This window comes from Gilliamella sp. Gris3-2 (assembly GCF_001690345.1).
GTDB classification, from domain to species: Bacteria; Pseudomonadota; Gammaproteobacteria; order Enterobacterales; family Orbaceae; genus Gilliamella; species Gilliamella bombi.
The window spans coordinates 23,304-44,854 of record NZ_LZHB01000071.1 but is presented as its reverse complement, the minus strand read 5'-3'; the positions used below and the strand labels follow the sequence as shown (position 1 = coordinate 44,854).

The 21,551-nt window shown below is 35.4% G+C and carries 21 protein-coding genes, 1 pseudogene and 1 riboswitch; of the genes and pseudogenes, 8 read left to right on the top strand and 14 right to left on the bottom strand.

All coding sequences use genetic code 11. From position 1 onward, the window contains the following. Positions 1-24: 24 nt before the first annotated feature. The 4 genes from A9G32_RS10320 to yeiP form a co-directional block, all read right to left on the bottom strand. Complete coding sequence (locus A9G32_RS10320; RefSeq protein ID WP_255307069.1) at positions 25-837, bottom strand: IS3 family transposase; 813 nt, start codon at positions 835-837, stop codon at positions 25-27. 23 nt (positions 838-860) lie between these two features. Then, positions 861-1,160: an IS3 family transposase gene (locus A9G32_RS10315; protein WP_065590990.1), complete on the bottom strand. Its 300-nt coding sequence runs from the start codon at positions 1,158-1,160 to the stop codon at positions 861-863. A gap of 176 nt (positions 1,161-1,336) precedes the next feature. Next, complete coding sequence (gene ttcA / locus A9G32_RS10310) at positions 1,337-2,233, bottom strand: tRNA 2-thiocytidine(32) synthetase TtcA (protein WP_065590991.1); 897 nt, start codon at positions 2,231-2,233, stop codon at positions 1,337-1,339. A 14-nt stretch (positions 2,234-2,247) separates the two neighbouring features. Then, positions 2,248-2,820, bottom strand: a complete 573-nt coding sequence (gene yeiP / locus A9G32_RS10305; protein ID WP_065574609.1) for an elongation factor P-like protein YeiP — start codon at positions 2,818-2,820, stop codon at positions 2,248-2,250. A 117-nt stretch (positions 2,821-2,937) separates the two neighbouring features. On the opposite strand from yeiP, the gene A9G32_RS10300 reads away from it, so the two are divergent. Both A9G32_RS10300 and A9G32_RS10295 read left to right on the top strand, forming a co-directional pair. Further along, the gene (locus A9G32_RS10300) at positions 2,938-3,204 is read left to right on the top strand and encodes a hypothetical protein (protein WP_065590992.1); all 267 of its coding nucleotides are present in this window, start codon (positions 2,938-2,940) and stop codon (positions 3,202-3,204) included. Between the two features lie 203 nt (positions 3,205-3,407). Further along, on the top strand, positions 3,408-4,850 hold the full coding sequence (locus A9G32_RS10295) for an amino acid permease (protein ID WP_065590993.1): 1,443 nt from the start codon (positions 3,408-3,410) through the stop codon (positions 4,848-4,850). Between the two features lie 117 nt (positions 4,851-4,967). On the opposite strand, the gene infA is transcribed toward A9G32_RS10295, so the two are convergent. The 6 genes and pseudogenes from infA to bamD all read right to left on the bottom strand — a co-directional run. Then, a complete protein-coding gene (infA, locus tag A9G32_RS10290; protein ID WP_025315083.1) occupies positions 4,968-5,186 on the bottom strand; it encodes a translation initiation factor IF-1 in 219 nt (72 codons plus the stop codon). A gap of 224 nt (positions 5,187-5,410) precedes the next feature. Next, positions 5,411-6,064 (bottom strand): nicotinate-nucleotide adenylyltransferase, encoded by a 654-nt coding sequence (gene nadD, locus A9G32_RS10285; RefSeq protein WP_065590994.1) that lies wholly within the window; start codon positions 6,062-6,064, stop codon positions 5,411-5,413. Next, on the bottom strand, positions 6,058-7,062 hold the full coding sequence (holA, locus tag A9G32_RS10280; RefSeq protein ID WP_065590995.1) for a DNA polymerase III subunit delta: 1,005 nt from the start codon (positions 7,060-7,062) through the stop codon (positions 6,058-6,060). The genes nadD and holA overlap by 7 nt, the downstream gene beginning before the upstream one ends. A gap of 7 nt (positions 7,063-7,069) precedes the next feature. Next, positions 7,070-7,564: an LPS assembly lipoprotein LptE gene (gene lptE / locus A9G32_RS10275; protein WP_065590996.1), complete on the bottom strand. Its 495-nt coding sequence runs from the start codon at positions 7,562-7,564 to the stop codon at positions 7,070-7,072. 35 nt (positions 7,565-7,599) lie between these two features. Then, positions 7,600-10,182: a leucine--tRNA ligase gene (gene leuS, locus A9G32_RS10270; RefSeq protein ID WP_065590997.1), complete on the bottom strand. Its 2,583-nt coding sequence runs from the start codon at positions 10,180-10,182 to the stop codon at positions 7,600-7,602. 339 nt (positions 10,183-10,521) lie between these two features. Next, a pseudogene (gene bamD, locus A9G32_RS10265) lies at positions 10,522-11,244 on the bottom strand (outer membrane protein assembly factor BamD); the annotation flags it as partial. A gap of 92 nt (positions 11,245-11,336) precedes the next feature. Between bamD and rluD the strand changes: the two are divergent. Further along, positions 11,337-12,311 carry a 23S rRNA pseudouridine(1911/1915/1917) synthase RluD gene (gene rluD / locus A9G32_RS10260; protein WP_065590999.1) on the top strand — a complete coding sequence of 325 codons (975 nt, stop codon included), beginning with the start codon at positions 11,337-11,339 and terminating at the stop codon, positions 12,309-12,311. 5 nt (positions 12,312-12,316) lie between these two features. Beyond that, positions 12,317-13,087, top strand: coding sequence for a peptidoglycan editing factor PgeF (gene pgeF, locus A9G32_RS10255; RefSeq protein ID WP_065591000.1), 771 nt, complete (start codon positions 12,317-12,319; stop codon positions 13,085-13,087). A gap of 143 nt (positions 13,088-13,230) precedes the next feature. Here the strand turns inward: pgeF and A9G32_RS10250 are convergent, their stop codons facing one another. The 3 genes from A9G32_RS10250 to queD form a co-directional block, all read right to left on the bottom strand. After that, on the bottom strand, positions 13,231-14,298 hold the full coding sequence (locus tag A9G32_RS10250) for a DUF1176 domain-containing protein (RefSeq protein ID WP_081296819.1): 1,068 nt from the start codon (positions 14,296-14,298) through the stop codon (positions 13,231-13,233). A gap of 108 nt (positions 14,299-14,406) precedes the next feature. Then, positions 14,407-15,021: a 7-carboxy-7-deazaguanine synthase QueE gene (locus A9G32_RS10245; RefSeq protein WP_141672793.1), complete on the bottom strand. Its 615-nt coding sequence runs from the start codon at positions 15,019-15,021 to the stop codon at positions 14,407-14,409. Positions 15,022-15,023: 2 nt separating this feature from the next. Then, positions 15,024-15,446, bottom strand: a complete 423-nt coding sequence (queD, locus tag A9G32_RS10240; RefSeq protein ID WP_065591003.1) for a 6-carboxytetrahydropterin synthase QueD — start codon at positions 15,444-15,446, stop codon at positions 15,024-15,026. A gap of 3 nt (positions 15,447-15,449) precedes the next feature. Next, positions 15,450-15,495: riboswitch (PreQ1 riboswitch) on the bottom strand. 285 nt (positions 15,496-15,780) lie between these two features. Here queD and clpB point away from each other — a divergent pair. The 4 genes from clpB (at position 15,781) to hisM (ending at position 20,978) form a co-directional block, all read left to right on the top strand. Next, entirely contained in the window at positions 15,781-18,351 is a 2,571-nt protein-coding gene (gene clpB, locus A9G32_RS10235; protein WP_065591004.1) for an ATP-dependent chaperone ClpB, read from the top strand. 425 nt (positions 18,352-18,776) lie between these two features. Then, positions 18,777-19,565 (top strand): lysine/arginine/ornithine ABC transporter substrate-binding protein, encoded by a 789-nt coding sequence (locus A9G32_RS10230; RefSeq protein WP_065591005.1) that lies wholly within the window; start codon positions 18,777-18,779, stop codon positions 19,563-19,565. 3 nt (positions 19,566-19,568) lie between these two features. Further along, complete coding sequence (locus A9G32_RS10225) at positions 19,569-20,252, top strand: ABC transporter permease (RefSeq protein ID WP_065591006.1); 684 nt, start codon at positions 19,569-19,571, stop codon at positions 20,250-20,252. A 6-nt stretch (positions 20,253-20,258) separates the two neighbouring features. Next, positions 20,259-20,978, top strand: coding sequence for a histidine ABC transporter permease HisM (gene hisM / locus A9G32_RS10220; RefSeq protein ID WP_065591007.1), 720 nt, complete (start codon positions 20,259-20,261; stop codon positions 20,976-20,978). A gap of 127 nt (positions 20,979-21,105) precedes the next feature. On the opposite strand, the gene A9G32_RS10215 is transcribed toward hisM, so the two are convergent. Next, a complete protein-coding gene (locus tag A9G32_RS10215) occupies positions 21,106-21,480 on the bottom strand; it encodes a hypothetical protein (RefSeq protein WP_065591008.1) in 375 nt (124 codons plus the stop codon). Positions 21,481-21,551: the final 71 nt, after the last annotated feature.

Here is a 21,551-nt window from a genome sequence, read left to right as displayed (position 1 = left end):
TTGGTTTGGAATGGCAACACATTTTCAAACAAAAAAATTAAGGGGTAAGTGTTTTTTAAATTCAACGGGAGGCAAGTAGCCTAACGAAGAATGTAATCGTTTATGATTATACCAATAAGCATAAGCCGAAAAAGCGCGTTGTAACTCAGCTGTTGAGTTGAAATGTTGGTCTTTTACAAATTCCGTTTTAATTGTTTTAAATGTCGCTTCCGCTACCGCATTGTCATAAGGACATCCTTTCTTGCTTAATGAATGCGTGATATTAAATGTCTTAAAACAATCCGCTAATAACCGATTATCAAACTCTTTACCGCGGTCTGAATGAAATAAATCTAATTTTGATAATGGTTGTTTAATTTGGCTTAATGCCGACATAACAAGCTCTGCTGTTTTATGTTGACCAACATGGTAACCGACAATTTGCCTATCGGATAAGTTCACTAAAACACATAAATAGTTCCAACGTTGCTTAACTTGAATATAGGTTAAATCCGCAACAACAATTTGTTTTTTATCACCTACATCAAATTGTCGTTGCAGGTGATTTTCTGTGGCGGTTTCATTCACCTCCGTAGTATGAGATTGATAACGTTTAACGGTGTATTTTGATACCAGCAATAAGGCTTTCATCACCCGAGCAATGTAACGGCGTGACACCCAAATATTCTCTTTCTGTAAATCAAAAAGAATTCGTCTTGTACCATAAGACTGATAGCTCTGATTAAATAGCGTCACGATTTTATCGGCATAAAGCCCTACTGATTTTTGTCTATTCAATTTACACTGATAATAAGCATAATGTCTTGATAATCCTAAATATTGACATAGCTTTGTTATGCTATAACGATGCCGATTTGCTTTTAGGATAGCGATTTTCGTCCTATTATCAGTGCTGCTTGCTTTAAAATATCGTTTTCCATACGCAGCTGTTTAAGCTCTTTACGCAACGCGATTAACTCTTGTTCTTGTGGACTGCGATTATCTTTTGTTTTAAATGAACCACTTTGGCTTGCTTGCGTTATCCAACGGTCCAATGCTGATGGTGTCAAATCATATTCTGCAACGATTTCACTACGTGATTTACCATGTTGATAAAGACTGACCATTTGCTGTTTAAAATCATCTGTGAATATTCGTCTTTTGCGTTTAATCTTATTCATATTTGTTCCTTTTTTAGTTGTGATAAGTTTACCTTACCCCTTAAAAAAGTTGTATGATTTAGTGTAGCCGATCCAGTTTAACTTTATTGTTGATTTAAAATTTCTAGGAAATGTAAAAATCAATGCCACATTAATGGCATTGATGAAAAAAGTTAAAGTATATGTATATTAAGCCACTATTTTGCTTCCTTCCATAAAATCATATCTTGTTTTTCAAGTTCTGAAGCATCAAAGCCGATGGTTGTTGCCATATCTTCGCGGTCAAAAGCAATATCGCCACCATTAACAGCAAGATCACCTTTTTTAATCCCTTTAAAATCAAACAAATTGGTATCACACAGATGGGATAGGGTGATGTTTTGTGTTGCTCGGAACATGGTTTCAATGCGTCCGGGAAACTTTTTATCCCATTCATTGAGCATTTCTTTAATTACTTGCCTTTGTAAGTTGGGTTGTGAGCCACAAAGATTACAAGGAATAATCGGAAATTGTTTAATTTCAGCGTATTTGGCGATATCTTTTTCTTTGCAATAAGCTAGTGGTCGGATAATGATATGTTCACCTGAATCATTCATTAGCTTTGGCGGCATTGCTTTGAGTTTGCCACCATAAAACATATTTAAAAATAGCGTTTCTAAAATATCATCTCGATGATGGCCAAGGGCAATTTTTGTTGCACCAAGTTCGGTTGCTGTGCGATATAAAATACCACGACGTAGCCGTGAACAAAGCGAGCAAGTTGTTTTACCTTCAGGGATTTTATCCTTAACAATACCGTAGGTGTTTTCTTGCACGATTTTATATTCAATGCCTAACGAATTTAAATATTCAGGCAATACATGTTCAGGAAATTCTGGTTGTTTTTGATCTAAGTTAACTGCTATTAGATCAAAATGTACTGGTGCACTGATTTTTAAGTTGATAAGAATATCAAGCAAAGTATAACTATCTTTACCGCCTGATAAGCAAACCATAATACGATCGCCTTCTTCGATCATATTAAAGTCAGCGATTGCTTCGCCAGTTAAGCGACGCAATCGTTTATGTAGTTTATTTTGATTATATATATTCATTACGATTTTATTGGTTATTCGGCACGGCTCATGTAACGGCGTTCAGCAATATGAATTTTAACTCTTTCATGGTTATCAATATATTCTGGAACCTGAATTACAAGCCCAGTCGATAAAGTAGCTGGTTTAGTTCGCGCACTAGCTGAAGCTCCTTTAATACTTGGCGAGGTTTCAACAATATCAAGTTCAACAGTCTGTGGCAATTCCAAGGCAAGAACTTCACCATCAGCCATTAGCACTTGAATACCATTCATACCGCCTTCAGGGATAAACAATAATTCATCTTCAATTTGCTCTTTTTTGAAGATATAAGGGGTATAATCCTCATTATCCATAAATACATATTCATCACCATCAATATACGAAAAACTAACAGGTCGACGGGATAGTTCAATTGTTTCGAGGATATCATCACCTTTAAAACGTTCTTCAACTTTTCCACCATTTTTTACATCGGTAAAACGCATTTTATAAAGTGTACTGGCACCCCGTGCACTTGGACTTTGAACATCAATATCTTTAACAAGTAATAATTTACCATTATAGGTGACTGCATCACCACGTTTTATTTCATTTGCTTTAGCCATAATATTTATTCTTCACGATTAAAAAAAAGTTAAAAAATTAGCTCGCTATTTTACCGCTAACTTGCTATTGTCACCATCAAAATTTATTGAATAGGCGTGTAAAATAAAGAAAACACTATGACAGATTCATTCCAATGTCGAAAAAACTGTGGTGCTTGTTGTATTGCTCCTTCAATTTCATCAGCCATCCCATGTATGCCTAAGGGTAAACCAGCTGGTATTGCTTGTATTCATTTAGATAACAATTATCAATGTAAATTGTTCTTGCACCCATCAAGACCAATAGTTTGTGGTCGATTAAAACCTTGTATCGAAATGTGTGGTAATAGCCGTTCGCAAGCACTGAATTATTTAACTCAATTAGAACAGCTAACTAAAGGTTAAGTATTGTATATATTTAACAAAACAGTTCGATTATTAGAATTATTTATCTCGCCATCATTTTTTTTTGATACACTTTTACCTATTTTATTTATCAGTAATGATTAATATAAATTTTTAGCTGCCTATTTGGTTGTTAAATAATGTGGAATATAAAAATTTATGCTCCATAAGATGGGCTCTCCTTAACAAAGAAGAATATTGATATGAAAAATAAATTAAAACGAGATTTAAAGGCGCGTCACTTAGCTATGATCGCCATTGGTGGTTCAATTGGCACAGGGCTATTTGTTGCCTCAGGAGCAACTGTTGCTCAGGCAGGTCCCGGTGGTGCTTTGCTTTCGTATGCCATTATAGGTGTAATGGTGTACTTTTTAATGACTAGCTTAGGGGAACTTGCTGCATATTTACCTGTTTCAGGCACCTTTGCAACTTATGGTTCACGTTATGTAGATGAAGCGTTTGGTTTTGCCATTGGTTGGAACTATTGGTATAACTGGGCAATTACAGTTGCGGTTGACCTAGTTGCCGCTCAGCTAGTTATTTCTTATTGGTTTGATGCCGGTCCTTATAGCTGGTTATGGAGTTTATTGTTTTTAAGTATCATCTTTTGTTTAAACTATATTTCAGTTAAAGGCTTTGGTGAAGCTGAATTTTGGTTTTCATTAATTAAAGTTGTCACCGTTATTGTTTTTATTATTGTTGGTTTATTAATGATTATTGGTATTTTCCATGGTGCAGAAGGTGCAGGTTGGCAAAATTGGACCATCAAAGAAGCGCCTTTTGCTGGTGGATTTTCATCAATGATTGGTGTAGCAATGGTAGTTGGATTTTCATTTCAAGGTACAGAATTAATTGGTATTGCAGCTGGTGAATCAAAAGATCCAGAAAAAAATATTCCTAAAGCTATGCGGCAAGTCTTTTGGCGAATACTGTTATTTTATATCTTTGCGATTTTAGTCATCAGTTTAATTATTCCTTATACTGATCCTAATTTACTACGTAACGATGAAACCGATATAAGTGTTAGTCCATTTACCCTAGTATTTGAACATGCAGGATTATTATCAGCTGCAGCATTAATGAATGCTGTTATACTGACTTCAGTTTTATCTGCGGGTAACTCAGGACTTTATGCTTCAACTCGTATGCTTTATGCTCTTGCTAAAGAAGGTAAAGCACCTAAAATCTTTGCAAAATTATCATCATCAGGTGTACCCCGTGCAGCGTTATTAGCAACGACGTTTGTAGCCATGCTTTGCTTCTTAACGTCGATGTATAAAGATCAGGTTGTTTATTTGTGGTTGCTCAATATGTCAGGTATGACTGGTTTTATTGCTTGGTTAGGAATTGCAATTAGTCATTATCGTTTTAGAAAGGGTTACCTTATGCAAGGTCATGATGTTAATCAATTACCATATAAATCAAGCTGCTTCCCATTTGGCCCTGTTTTTGCTTTCGTATTATGTTTAATTATAACACTTGGTCAAAATTACGAAGCCTTCCTACAAGATTCTATTGATTGGAATAGTGTAATTGCAACCTATATCGGTTTACCATTATTTTTAATGATTTACTTTGGCTATAAAATAGTTAAAAAAACAAAATGGGTTAAATACGATCAAATGAACTTTTCTAAAGATGATTAACTCACTAGTTTAGTTTAAATATCTCACTTCTCCGTCGACTTTTGTCGACGGTTTTTTTATTAAAAAAGAGAGAAATAAACAGTTATATAGCGATAAAAGTTTATTCTGATAACGATATTAGCGACTTCGGAAGATGATGCGTGCTTTAGATAGATCGTAAGGTGTCATTTCAACAGTAACTTTATCACCAGTTAAAATACGAATATAGTTCTTACGCATCTTACCAGAAATATGTGCAGTAACGACATGACCATTTTCAAGTTCCACACGAAACATCGTATTTGGAAGAGTATCAAGTATGGTTCCTTGCATTTCAATGTTATCTTCTTTTGCCATTGGGGCCTCTTAATAATAAGTACAAATTAAATATACTCAACTAACTTTCCTCGTCTAAGCACATATAGTGCAAAGGTATCGCGTTGCGCTTTTATGTCATCTATAAAGTATTTTATTCGATGACAAAGTAAAGTTAAGTATAAACACAAAAAGCTGAGTTTAAAATAAATAAACACAGCGGCGAAATAATGCCGAAAAAACTGTCAGATGTAAAGCCCTTTCTACTATTTCTTTGCAGTATAAAGGCCTTGCTGATGAATATAATGCCACACTTCGGGTGGTAACAAATTTTCACAACTGGCTTGGTTGTTAATATTTTGCCTGATCTCAGTAGCTGAAATATCTTCAAGTGGCGTATGTGCAAAAAAGATATAACCATGTGGTGAATTGTGTAGATCTTTAACGTTTGTGGTATTATGCACATCAATCCATTGTTGTAACTCAATGTTATCAGTTTTTTGGGCATAACCTGGTCTACGGCAAATTAGTAAATGGCAATAATCAAGCAGCGTTTTCCATTTACTCCAAGTCGGTAAACTCAATAATGAATCTTGTCCCATAATAAATGCCAATCCTTCACTATTCCCATTTTCTTGTCGCCAGGCTTGAAGCGTTTCGATAGTATAAGAAGGACGTGTTGAAGTTTCAGGTAAGATCTCTCTTACATTCAACGCAAATAATGGTAAACCTTCGATAGCCAATTTTAACATTGCCAAGCGTTGTTCAGTACTCGCTTCGGGTTGTGGTTTATGAGGAGGGATATGATTAGGCAATAAACCAATTTGCTTTAATCCGACTTCATTTGCTAACGAAATAGCAGGGCGAAGGTGTCCATAATGGATCGGATCAAAAGTTCCTCCTAATAATGCAGTTAACATTTATCTAATCCCATAAATTGCATCGATAAATTAAACATTGCGTCCCATATTCGTGCTTGGTTATCATGCTTTAAACTGATTTCGATCTCTGTCAATTTGGCTAATAAATTAAATAGGTCATTAATATCGCAACGGTTTAGATAACTGGTATATATCGTTCTTTTATTTTGCCAAACCTTATATTCATCGAAAACTTGTTTTAATGATTTTTGTTGCAATCCTTTTTTTAAATTGATCATCAATATCAATTCACGTTGAACAATCCGCAATAAAATTAACGGCTCAAATTCATTTATTTTTAACTGTTGTAAAATATGAATGGCTCGTTTTGTTTTATTGGCAATCATCGCATCAGTCCAATGATATGGTGTAAATATTGCCGAATCATTTATATTATTTTCGACTTCATCATAAGAAATGCTCTGATTAGGATACAACAACTTAAGTTGTGCAATAATTTGTGTTAATGCCAGTAAATTGCCTTCATAATAATAGCAAAGCAGTTCAATTGCCTTTGGTTCAATGGTCATTTGTTGTTGTTGCAAATGATTTTTGATCCATTGTGGCAACTGTAAAGTATCGGGTGTAGTGCAATTGATAACCACCAATTTATCCGATAAAGCTTTATACCAAGTAGCGTTTTCTTGCGATTTCGTAATTTTGTTAAGTGTAATAACCAGCGCAATACCAGGGGTTAAAACCTCACTTAGTGTATTGAGTTTGGTAGTGATAGCTGCGTTTAATGAACCCTCACCAAAATTAAGAAAAATCAGAGTATTTGCAGAAAATAGATTCATAGCCTGACAGCTATCATAAATCGCTGTCCAATCGGTTTGATTATCAATTACAAAAGTAAGTTGCTCATCAAATCCTTTTTGTAAAAAGGATTTGCGTAACTCAGTTTGCACATAATGCTGTAAATAGGGATCACTACCTAAAATTAAATAATAGGGAGCCCCCACATTATTGTTAATTTGATCGGCACTAATTTTAATCATGTCAACGTTAATTTACTGCATGAATCGATTTTAATTTACGGATGACTTGTTTAGCCGCTTGTTTAAACATTTCGTTTTCAATTAAGTCTTGTTCAACCGTCTTAGCCAAAGCTTCAGCTGGATTATCAAAAAACGTTCTAAACACGCGTACGCTTATTGGATAAGTCTGTTGACCAGCAATAATAATTTGTGCTTCAATCGTTAACACTAATTGGTATTCGGCTGCCTTACCATCTTGATAAATCGAGATGGTATTGCGACTTAGATTTTCACTTACCATTTTTAACAATGGTACCTGACCTGAAGCATTATTATTCGTTATTATCACATCATTATCGTGTAATAACTCTTTAATATTGCGAGACAATCTGCCATAAGGGTCATAACTTATGTAAGACATCGTTTTAAAACTTTCTGGCACTTCTGTCTCATGTTGTAAGTGAAATCCACATCCTGTTAAGGATATTGTTAATAACATAATTAATGCTAAATATTTTTTCATATTAATAACCGCCTAAATTTAGTTATCAAACAATATTAACCAACAACAAGATTTAATAATTTACCTGGTACATAAATCACTTTACGGATAGCAACATCACTCAAATATTTTTGGATGTTAGGTTCTTGTTTTGCTTGTGACAAAACAAAATCTTGATCGGCATCGGCAGGTACAACAAATTTACCACGGACTTTGCCATTGATTTGTACAACAATGAGTTTTTCGTCCTCAACCATTGCCGATTGATCAGCAACAGGCCAAATTGTATTATCAATCGATTCGTTGTTACCTAAAGCTTGCCACATAACAAAACAAGCGTGAGGCATCATAGGGTAAAGTAGTCGAACAATCGCATTTAAAGCTTCATTCATTAGAGCGCGATCTTGCCCAGTTTCTTGCGGTGCTTTTTGTAAGCGATTCATAAATTCCATCACAGCGGCAATAGCAGTATTAAATGTTTGGCGGCGGCCAATATCATCACTCACTTTCGCTATGGTTTTATGTAATTCACGACGCAATGATTTTTGTTCATTATCTAGAGCTGTAACGTCTAGTTTTGCTGCTACACCTTTTTGGGTATGTTCATAAACTAAACGCCATACACGTTTAATAAATCGGTTTGCACCTTCAACGCCAGATTCTTGCCATTCTAGTGTCATATCAGCAGGTGATGCAAACATCATAAACAATCGAACGGTATCAGCACCATATTTTTCAACCATTTCTTGCGGATCGATACCATTATTTTTTGATTTTGACATTTTGGTCATACCGGCATGAACTAGCTCATTGCCATGACTATCGACAGCTTTAGCAATGCGACCCTTATCATCACGTTCAATAGTGACTTCAGTTGGCGAAACCCAAATACGTTCATTTGTTGGACTGGTATAATAAAATGCATCAGCTAATACCATACCTTGGCAAAGTAGACGTTTTGCTGGTTCATCTGACGATACTAAACCAAAATCACGCATTAATTTATGGAAAAATCTAAAATAAAGTAAATGCATAATGGCATGTTCAATACCACCAACATACTGGTCAACAGGTAACCAATAGTTTGCTGCTTTTTCGTCTAACATACCTTTGTCGTAGTTTGGACAAGTGTAACGAGCATAATACCAAGAAGATTCCATAAAGGTATCAAACGTATCGGTTTCACGTAGTGCAGGTTGACCGTTAACGGTTGTCTTAGCCCAGTTAGGATCTGCCTTAATTGGACTGGTAATACCATTCATTTCAACATTTTCAGGTAAAATAACTGGTAATTGGTCTTCTGGTGTTGGTATGGTTGTACCATCTTCCAGCGTCACCATTGGGATTGGTGCACCCCAATAACGTTGACGCGAAACACCCCAATCACGCAAACGGTAATTAACTTTACGTTTACCAATACCTAATGCAATTAACTTATCAGCAACAGCATTAAATGCTTGATCAAAATCAAGACCATCAAATTCGCCTGAATTAAATAACTTGCCATGCTCAGTATATGCTTTTTCAGAAAGATCTGGTGCGTTACCGTCTTGAGTTAAAATAACAGGATTAATTGGTAAGTTATATTTTGAAGCAAATTCATAATCACGTTCATCGTGCCCAGGCACAGCCATTACTGCACCTGTACCATATTCAATTAACACAAAATTAGCAATCCAAACAGGGACTTTTTTACCTGTTAAAGGATGAATAGCATAAAAGCCTGTGGCAATACCTTTCTTTTCCATGGTTGCCATATCAGCTTCGGCTGTTTTGGTATTTTTGCATTCAGCAATAAATTCAGCAATTTTAGGATCGTTTTGAGCTGCTAATTGTGCAAGAGGGTGCTCTGCGGCAACAGAGACAAAGCTAACGCCCATTAATGTATCAGGACGAGTTGTATAGACGCGTAACTTATCAGGATAATTTTCAACAGCAAAATCAAACTCAACACCTTCAGAACGACCAATCCAGTTACGTTGCATGGTTTTAACTTGTTCTGGCCAACTTTCAAGCGTATCCAAATCATTAAGTAATTCTTCGGCATATTCGGTAATTTTAATAAACCATTGTGGGATTTCTTTACGCTCAACAGGGGTACTACAACGCCAACAACAACCTTCAACCACTTGCTCATTAGCAAGTACGGTCTGATCATTAGGGCACCAGTTAACTGCCGATGTTTTTTTATAAACTAAGCCTTTTTCGTATAACTTAGTAAAAAACCATTGTTCCCATTTATAATATTCAGGACGGCAAGTAGTAATTTCACGATCCCAATCATAACCAAATCCTAAAAGTTGTAATTGCTTTTTCATATAAGCAATATTTTCATAGGTCCATTTTGCAGGTGCAGTATTGTTTTTAACTGCAGCACCTTCAGCTGGCAAACCAAATGCATCCCAACCAATTGGCTGTAGTACATTTTTACCATTTAAACGTTGGTAACGAGAAATGGTATCACCAATGGTGTAGTTACGAACATGACCAAGATGCAAACGCCCAGAAGGGTAAGGTAGCATCGATAAGCAGTAATATTTTTCTTTTGATGAATCTTCAGTAACGTGAAAAGTTTTATTTTCTTGCCAATGTTTTTGTACAATGGCTTCTATTTCATCTGGGCGATATTGTTCTTGCATGACGAGTTAATGTCCTATCTATTATTACTAATAAAAATATGTTGCTAATTGTATTGGTTATTGATTCGTTTTACAAACGATATATGAAGTAAGACATTGATTTCTTGTTATGATAAATTCTAAGTTATTGAGCATATTTTATTACTGATATTTAATAAATAACAAACCTTTAATAGGTTAAGGTGAAAGGGATACAAAAAGTTAAATTAATTGCTATTTAAGTGTGATTAAATAGCAATTAAAGGTAGGTATCTTAATTAAAAAAGCCTAACCACCATTAAAGACGCTAGTTAAACGTGATAAGAATGATCGTTGTTCTTCTTTAGGCATGTTTTTAAGATTTGCTTGAATCAGTTGATCAAGTTTTTGGGTTTCATTAACTAAGCCTAATTCATTATAAGCATTACGCATTAAAAGCAATGCTTCTTTAGTTGAATCGGTATCTGGAAACATAATTAACATTTCAGTCACGCGATTAATCACAGCTACATAAGCACCGCGTTTTGTATAGAATTGTGCGACTTTTAACTGATAGCGAGCCAATCTATTTTTCAAAAATACAAGGCGTTTTTGCGCATCGGCTGCATATTGACTGTTTGGAAAACTAGACAGTAGATAAGAAAAGTCCTTAAATGCAGCTGAAGCATAATCGGGATCGCGATCTGAACGATCAACATTAAACCAACCTTGGATCATATTGTCGTCTTGTGCCATATTTGAAATGCCACGCATATAAATAACCCAATCAATATTTGGATGCGTTGGATTCAATTTCAAAAAACGGTCAATTGACGCAATTGCTAACGGTAAGTCAGCTGATTTATAGTAAGCGTAAATCAAATCAAGTTGAACTTGTTGAGAATAAGGACCAAAAGGATAATTTTTGTCCAAGGACTCTAATATAGCAATACTGGATTTAATATTACCATTTTCAAGCTCAGACTTCGCTTTGTTATGTAGTTCAATCTCGGGTACATTTTCAACATCGGGCTTGGAAGAAGTACAGCCAATTAGCATGCCACTTAAAGCGATAGCTAGCAAAGAGTGTAAACGCAATTTCATTCAGTTTTTGATCCAAATATAATTAAACATTAAAGGCGATGATTAGTATATAATACTCTAAAACATAACAGCTTAAAATAGATAAATTACACATGCATGAGTTAAAATTATCAACTAAAATCGAACAAAGTCAACTAGGAATGCGTTTAGATCAAGCATTATCCGAGCTTTTTCCTGATTATTCACGCTCAAGAATAAAAGATTGGATTATTAATAATAAAGTCACTGTCAACGATGTTATCGTTAATAAACCAAAAGAAAAAGTGCTCGGTGGCGAAATAATAACTATTAATGCTGAAATTGAACAAGAAACTTATCATCAACCGGAAGATATAAAGCTTGATATTGTTTACGAGGATGATGACATTTTGGTGATTAATAAACCTCGTGATTTAGTTGTGCATCCTGGAGCAGGTAATCCTGATGGTACGGTATTAAATGCCTTATTGCATTATTATCCTGAGATAGCACGCGTACCCCGCGCAGGTATTGTGCATCGTCTAGATAAAGATACAACAGGGCTAATGGTTGTAGCTAAAACTATTATGGCACAAACACATTTGGTCGAATCACTTCAACTACGCGAAATTACACGCGAATATGAAGCTGTGGTCATTGGGATTATTACCGCAGGAGGAACCGTTGATCAGCCTATCACCCGTCATCCAACCAAACGTACACATATGGCTGTATTCCCAACGGGTAAACCAGCGGTTACCCATTATAGAGTGATGGAAAAATATCGCCTACATACACGTTTGCGATTGCGCTTAGAAACAGGGCGAACTCACCAAATCCGAGTGCACATGGCACATATTGCTCACCCACTAATTGGTGACCCACTCTACGGTGGAAGACCAAGGCCGCCTAAGGGGGCTAGTGAATCTTTTATTCAAACTTTACGCGATTTTAATCGCCAAGCATTACACGCTACCATGTTGCGATTATATCATCCTATAACAGGTGAACAAATGGAATGGCATGCTCCTATTCCTGAAGATATGCAAAATTTAATACAAGCTTTACAAGAAGATACCGAACAGCATAAAGATGAACTAGATTGGTGATGAATATGATTAAATCGATTTACCCATATTGGACAGCCCCAAAAAAAATTCATGCCTTTACTTCAACACGAACTGGTGGTGTTAGTTTAGCGCCATTTGTAAGTTTAAATATGGGAAATCGAACTGGTGATAATTCAGAACATATTGCTGAAAACCGCCGAAGAATTATTCAAGCCGAACAAATACCAAGCGAACCGTATTGGTTAACGCAAACTCACAGCACAACAGTGCTTGATATATCACAAATTGCTTTACAGCCTCCAACAGGTAACATCGATTCTTATCAAACTTTTGAAGCTGATGGATCATATACCAATCAACCTAAGCAAGTTAGTGTGGTGTTAACCGCAGATTGCATGCCTGTCCTTTTTTGTACAACAAAAGGTGACGAAGTTGCAGCTGTCCATGCTGGTTGGCGAGGATTATGTAATGGTATATTAGAAGAAACAATCAAAAAATTTTCAAGCTCGCCATCAAACATCATTGCTTGGATGGGACCAGCCATTAGTGTCAAAAAATTTGAGGTAGGTATTGAAGTCAAACAACAATTTGAAAAAGTCGATCCAAAAGCACAAGAAGCGTTTAAATTGATCAACCCAACTGAACAAAAATACCTAGCAGATCTATATCTAATTGCCAAACAACGTTTACAAGCAGTAGGAGTAACGCAAATTTTTGGTGGTGATTATTGTACTTATACTGAACAAGATGAATTCTTCTCTTATCGACGTGAAAATAGAACTGGTAGAATGGCATCAATGATCTGGTTTGAATAAAAGAGTTTTTTTAAGCTAAAAACCTTCAATTTTTAGCTGCTTTGTAAAATATTTATAGTATAAAGATCTGCGGTAAATGTTAATATATAAAATTATAATATTTAAACCGCCATAAGATCTGAAGGCTTTCTATTGTTCAATTGTTATTTTATTTCGCTAACAAAAGAAGGTAATTCCCAAGCCCCACCGTCAAAACCTAAGCATTCACCTGTACTTATATTAGAGGAAAGCATAAATTTATGTCCATTCCAAGTCCAGCTAGATTTTTCTAAACAATCTCCCTCACCTCTTAGCTTAGCTATACTGGATATTGTTCCATTTTTGTATGTATTGCCCTCATTATTTATAAATTTTATATTTTTATTACTTAGTTTAGCAGTGTTGGAAATTATCCAATAGGCGTTACCTGAGTTATATGCGCTAAACCAACACCTAGTTTCAAGTAAATCGTGCTTATTATCTAATTTAATTAACCGAAATCTTTTATCATATCCTTGTGTTTCATCATAATAAGGATCTTCTAAATCATAAGCATCACATTTAGCTTCATGTATATAGCGTTTTTTGAATTGAGGGAATATTTTAATTACTTCATTGATATTAAGTTCTTGACTTTGTTCTGGAGCAATTACTTTACCTTTTTTTATAGTTGGTACAGGTATTGGTGCATAAACGTTTGATTCATTTTTATTACCATGTGCTATAACTGCGCCAGTTGTACCAACCCGTCCTTGTTTTTTGTCCATTGTTAACATGACATCATAAAATCCGCCATTGGTATAAAATGATTGACTTCTACTGTTACGGAATATAACTTTCTCATTTTTTGTAAATGCTTGAATAATTTTTGTAGCTTGGAATTGTGACAACTGATAAATATTATTTTGTATTTCTTTTAATTCGCCTAAATACTCTTGATTAATGAATGCAGCCAATGAATTATCTAATTGTTGAGTGTTTTTAATTTCAATACCTTCTTCATCTTCTTCTTTGTTATTTTTTGTTCTAACATAAATTTCAACTGGCTGATTGGCCCCCGCTTTTCGCTGGAATAAAATTGACGATTTTATCACTCCTGTATCAGATATATCACTATATTCTATAACACGACAAGTTAAAGTATTATCACAAACTATATCCCAAGCTATAACTGGAGTTGTAAACAAAGTTAGCAATAAACAATAGCAAAAACGCATGACAGTTAATTCCATATAAATAATTTATATGAGGTTATTATAGATTAAACAATTATTCAATTAAAATTAATAAAACTTCTTGATTTTATGAATATTTAATTAGTTCTCTTTAGTACTAATTTATCATTCTATATTGGCAAACTTGTGGCTTTGCACACTCAAAAGCCATTTATTATTCAGTCGATTTTGGTTGATTTTTCCTAACAACTCTATCGTTTCAAACATATTAAATGCACCATCTTTTTCACAAGGAGATAGATAATAGCGTTTGGCTTGAATATGAGTTTCGATATATTGGCAAAAAGGAATAAAATCGCAGTGATTTTCGGCTACTATGCGTACTTCATTTGCTATTGGTTGTACTATTTTTTGATAGCGTGACTGATAACAAAATTTAGGGCTTAGCGCAATATAATCAATAAGCGGATCGACTTTACCAAGACCGTTGCTTTCAATGGCGATGAAATAACCCGCTTTTTTGAGTGGCAAAAGCAATTCAGGTAACGCTTTAACCATTGTTGGTTCGCCACCTGTAATAATAATATTTTTGCTTTTATATTCGCTCACTTTAGTCATTAAAGCATCTAACGTGAATCGAGTAAATTTTCGAAAATTAGTGTCACACCAGGCACAATTTAAATTGCATCCTGCAAAACGAATAAAAACAGCAGGCATGCCAGTATTATAACCTTCGCCTTGTAAGGATTCGAAGATTTCAACAATACGAAATTCAATCATCATTAACTCCGATGATATTCACAATATGAAGTTGGCGTTTCCCATAGTTTGATCATCGAAACAGGCAAATATTGCGATAAGCAATCAAAAATAAATTTGCTCATTCCTTCTGCGGTGGTTCTACAGGGAAAGGCAAAAATTTTACGATCCATTTCTTGTAGTAACGACGCGATACGGCACTCATTAGGGTTATGTTGATTGTAAAGATAGGCGTGATCTAACGGATCGACAATATGTTGTTTAACTATTAGCTTTAAATCGGCATAATCCATGACCATATCTTGGCTTGAGCCGTTATCAATAAGCTCTCCGCTAATTTCAACAAATAGGCGATAAGTGTGACCGTGCAGATTATGACACTTTTTATTGTGCCCATCTAACATGTGACAAGCATCAAATTGAAACTCTTTGGCTATTTTGAACATTTTATATTCCTAGTTTTTTTTCGTGGGATGGGTTACGAACCACGGTTAGCGAACCTAACAAAATAAAGGTAACAATATAAGGGATAAAAGTGAATTTGTCATCTTACCAGTATATCTTAAAACGAAATTTAGATGTAATTGCTTGAATTGCAAACAGCTTTATTTTTATGTCAATTAATTCTTACATACTTGATAATTTTGTTGTATAAATTTTGTAAAAAATATTTTAACTTTGCTCTTGAAATTTAGGTTGCAACACTCATTTAGATCACATGCAAATGGATTAAATGTGTTAAGCGTTTAATCCAAATTTATTGCTCAGGAGATAAACACTATGAGGTTAGATAAACTAACAAATAAGTTTCAACAAGCTTTAGCTGATGCGCAGTCAATGGCATTAGGTAAAGACAATCAATATATAGAGCCTGTGCATGTCCTATCAGCCATGCTTAATCAAGTAGGGAGTAGTGTAATGCCTTTATTGATTGCAGCAGGTGCAAATATTGTTAATTTACAACAAGAATTAGCTCAAGCTATTGACCGATTACCCCAAGTTCAAGGTGTGGGTGGAGATGTTATTCCATCGCAAGATTTTGTTCGAGTATTAAATCTTTGCGATAAATTATCCCAAAAGAACGGTGATAGCTATATCTCATCAGAACTCTTTATATTAGCCGCTTTAGAAGATAAGGGCAGTTTAGGCGATCTTCTTAAAAGATCAGGTGTTAATAAAGATAAATTTAGCCAAGCAGTTAATCAAGTAAGAGGTAGCGATAACGTGAACGATCCTAATGCAGAAGATCAACGCGGTGCACTTAAAAAATACACCATTGATTTAACTCAACGAGCAGAACAAGGTAAACTTGATCCTGTTATTGGTCGTGATGAAGAAATTCGTCGAACTATTCAGGTATTACAACGTCGTACTAAAAATAATCCAGTATTAATTGGGGAACCAGGTGTAGGGAAAACTGCTATTGTAGAAGGATTAGCACAACGCATTGTTAACCGTGAAGTCCCTGAAGGATTACGAAATAAACGCGTTTTATCATTAGACATGGGTGCATTAATTGCTGGTGCCAAATATCGAGGGGAATTTGAAGAACGCCTAAAAGCCGTGCTTAAAGACTTAGCAAAAGAAGAAGGTCGCATTATATTATTTATTGACGAAATCCATACCATGGTTGGCGCAGGAAAAAGCGATGGAGCAATGGATGCTGGTAATATGTTAAAACCCGCATTAGCTCGCGGTGAATTACACTGCGTGGGAGCAACAACGCTTGATGAATACCGTCAATATATTGAAAAAGATCCTGCGTTAGAGCGTCGTTTCCAAAAAGTCTATGTTGCCGAACCAACAGTTGAAGATACGATCGCTATTTTGCGTGGTTTAAAAGAACGTTATGAACTGCATCACCATGTGCAAATAACCGATCCTGCAATCGTAGCTGCGGCTACATTATCGCATCGTTATATTTCTGATCGCATGTTACCTGACAAAGCGATTGATTTAATTGACGAAGCCGCATCAAGTATTCGTATGCAAATGGATTCAAAACCAGAATCTTTAGATCGACTTGAAAGGCGCATAATTCAACTTAAACTTGAACAACAAGCGCTTAAAAAAGAATCTGATGATGCGAGTAAAAAGCGACTACAAATGTTAAATGATGAACTTTCTGAAAAAGAAAAGGAATATGCTTCACTTGAAGAAGAATGGAAGTCAGAAAAGGCAGCTGTTTCGGGGACTCAAAACATCAAAGCAGAACTAGAAAAGGCACGTACTGAAATAGAGCAAGCTCGTCGAGCTGGCGACTTGAACAAAATGTCAGAATTACAATATGGCAAAATTCCAGAGCTCGAAAAGAAACTTGCTTCAGCAACGCAGTTAGAAGGCAAAACCATGAAGTTATTGCGTAACAAAGTGACCGATAACGAAATTGCAGAAGTATTATCTAAAGCGACAGGTATTCCAGTTTCTAGAATGCTTGAGAGCGAGAAAGATAAACTATTGCACATGGAAGATGCCTTACATAAACGTGTAATAGGTCAAAATGAAGCAGTATTAGCGGTTGCAAATGCGATTCGACGTAGCCGAGCAGGGCTTTCAGATCCAAATAAACCGATTGGATCATTCCTATTCTTAGGACCAACGGGTGTCGGTAAAACCGAGCTTTGCAAATCATTGGCTAACTTTATGTTTGACAGCGAAGATGCTATGGTGCGTATAGATATGTCAGAGTTTATGGAAAAACACTCCGTTGCTCGCTTAATTGGTGCGCCTCCAGGTTATGTTGGGTATGAAGAAGGGGGGTATTTAACCGAAGCAGTTAGACGACGACCATACTCAGTAATTTTACTTGATGAAGTCGAAAAAGCACACCCAGATGTCTTTAATATCTTACTGCAAGTATTGGATGATGGGCGCTTAACAGATGGTCAAGGTCGCACAGTTGATTTTCGTAACACTGTCATAATTATGACATCAAACTTAGGTTCTGACCTAATTCAAGGTCAAGTTGAACTAAGTTATGACGAAATGAAATCTCTAGTGATGACGGTTGTAACCAAACACTTTAGACCAGAATTTATCAATCGTATTGACGAAACAGTGGTATTCCACCCATTAGGTCAAGAAAACATTAAAGCGATCGCAAAAATTCAGTTAGCACACGTTGAAAAACGTTTAGAAGAACGCGGTTACCAATTGGATATTTCGGATGCTGCACTTGAACAGTTAGCTAAGGTTGGCTTTGACCCAATTTATGGCGCAAGACCGTTAAAACGATCGATCCAACAAGAGATCGAAAACCCATTGGCACAACAAATACTGTCAGGTAAATTAGTCCCAGGTAAAACTATTCATCTAGATTTAGTTGGCGGCAACATTGAAGCCCAACAGTGATAAAACTTCAAAAGACAAACCGACCTCTATGGTCGGTTTTTTATACTTGATACAATTTAGTTTACCTATAATACTTAGAATTTAATCAGACAAACATTATTTTCGCAAAATGGATGTCTGATGAATAAAATAACAACAACACAAACCTGAACCCAACAAAACAACTCATTTTATACTTTAACATATAGTTACCTGAAACTTTTTGACAAAATTTTTTTAAAACCGTTTTCAAGGTTTTGCAACCAAAGCATAATCAAACTAGCTTTTTGTTAGTTGTTAAAAGTAACAACTTTAACTATTTTGTCTAGCGTTTTTGCCATTAAGTAATTCTAATTTTATACACCACAATAATAACTTTTTTTTATTATAAAATTACCTTAGAACACGTTATATTATTGCCTTAAATAAAAAAGGAAAGATTAAACATGAAGAATTTATTAAAAAAATTAGTTATTTTTGGTTGTTTAAGCTTGCCAATGGCAAGTTATGCTGCCTTACCTGAATCGATTAAAGTTGGTTCGGATACGTCCTATGCGCCTTTTGATTTTATTGATGCTAATGGTGAAGTTACTGGATTCAACATTGAACTCACGAAAGCATTGTGTGAAAAGATCAATATTAAATGTACTTTTCAATCGACCGACTTCGATGCGTTGATCCCGTCGTTATTATCAAGAAAGATTGATATTATCTCGTCCTCGCTAATGATGACCGAAAAACGTAAAAAACAGATCGCTTTTTCTGACGAAATCTTTATGACTTATTCACGTTTGATTGTTAAAGAGGGTACTAATTTAATGCCTAATGCTGAGTCATTGAAAGGTAAGCGTGTTGGTGTTGAGCAAGGTACATCGCAAGAACATTTCGCCAACGAGATGTGGCGTCCGAACGGTGTAGTTATTGTGCCTTATCAAAATCAGTTACAAGTATTTTCTGATCTAGTGGCAGGTCGTTTAGATGCGGCATTGCAAGATGAAGTCACTGGCAGTTATGCCTTTTTAAAACAGCCACAAGGTAAAGGTTTTATTTTTGCTGGGGATGCTCTAACCGATGCGAACTACTTTGATGTTGGAGTAGGAATTGGTTTTCGTAAAAATGATAATGAGTTGCGCGAAGCCTTTAACCTAGCTTTAAAAGACCTCTTAGCTGATGGCTCCTACCAAAAAATCAACAATAAGTATTTTGATTTTAATGTGTACGGTAATAAAAAATAAACCATGCAGGGGTATATTTCTTTAATTTGTCAAGGTGCATGGTTGACTATTATTTTAGCATTGACATCGCTACTACTGGCCATGATACTTGGTATTGTTTGTGCATTAGGTAAACTGAGTCATTCAAAAGTATGTAATGTGCTTTGTCAGGCTTATACATCGTTAATTCGAGGTGTACCCGATTTAGTGTTGATGATGCTAATCTTTTTTGGCTTGCAGTTTTTGGTTAATAATATAACTGATTATTTTAACGCTCCTTTTATTGAAGTTGATCCTTTAATCGCTGGTATTATTACGTTAGGCTTTATTTATGGGGCATATTTTACCGAAACTTTTAGAGGAGCTTATCTTGCTGTTTCTAGAAACACCTTAGCGGCAGCAACAGCGCTTGGTTTAAGTAAAGTGCAAGTATTTGGGTATGTAATGTTTCCTTTAATGATGCGCTTTGCCCTGCCAGGTATTGCTAATAATTGGTTAGTGGTGTTAAAAGCTACAGCATTAGTGTCGTTATTGGGGTTATCGGATTTAGTCAAAGCTACTAAAAATGCAGGTGAAGCTGTGTACCAACCTTTGTTATTTGCTTTGATTGCTGGGGCTTTTTATCTGTTTTTTACATCAATATCTAATATCATTTTATGGTGGCTTGAACGGCATTATTCTATTGGCATTACTAAAACTAAATTATAAGAACTCATGTTAGAAATTATTCAACAATATTGGCAATCACTATTATGGACCGATGGTTATAATATCACTGGTCTTGCGATGACGCTGTGGATTTTTATTTTATCGGTTTTAATGGGGGGAATTTTGTCGCTAGCGTTAGCGGTAGGGCGAAATGCACAAAATAAACTGATTAAACTACCTATTTGGCTATTTACTTATATTTTTCGAGGTACGCCTTTATATGTGCAGTTATTGATTATTTACACTGGTATATATACCTTAAGTGTGGTTAAAAATAATGCTTGGTTAGGCGATTTTTTTCAAAGTGGTTTAAATTGTACAGTGTTAGCTTTTACCCTAAATACCTGCGCCTATACTACTGAAGTTTTTGCTGGAGCTATGCGGAATGTGCCAAATGGCGAAATTCAAGCTGCAACAGCACTTGGTTTTAATCGTTTTCAACTTTATCGTTATATCATTTTTCCAAGAGCATTTCGTATTGCATTGCCAGCTTATAGTAACGAGGTCATTTTTATGTTGCATTCAACTGCACTGGCTTTTACTGTTACTGTGCCTGATGTGATGAAGATTGCGCGCGATATTTATGCCGAAACCTATCAACCTTTTCATGCTTTTGGTATTGCAGCAGTGATTTATCTTAGTGTGAGCTTTACATTGATTTTTAGTTTCAAAAAGTTAGAGCAACGTTATTTGGCTTTTCAGCAGGCTAATATGCAAATCAGTTAATAAATTGATTTAGACTATCGGATAATTTTCTCAATTCGTTTATAAGGTTATTGATCTATCAAAATAAAAATCCGACAATTGTAATGACATTTGCCGGATTTTGGTTGTTTGTCGATTTGACAACATGTTAATTTATAGGATAAAAATCGTTTGTAGAGTCGGCATCATCATCATGGTGACTTGAGCCAGGTAATGCTCTAGCTCGTTCAATAGGAACATAACTGCCGCTAGGAGTTTCTACTTGGCATTCGCCTAAAAAGATAGAATATTTTGTGTTAGCTCGCATACTTTCGCCTCTAAAATAACAGTGAGTTGCATTATATAAATCAACGCGACAAAGTAATGCAATACCTAACCAAGTAATTAATACAGCTAAAGCAACCCATTTTAGATGTTTCCAAATAAAAAGCCAAAAACCGATCCCTCTAAAACGGCAGTACCCAAAAACGAGTAATAAAACTGCAATAAACCCTAAAAATTCGTATAACCAAAATAGCCACATAGTAATCTCCCACACGTTAGTTAAGTGCTATTTTATACTAACTTTGGCTATACTTCTATATACTTGCGTCT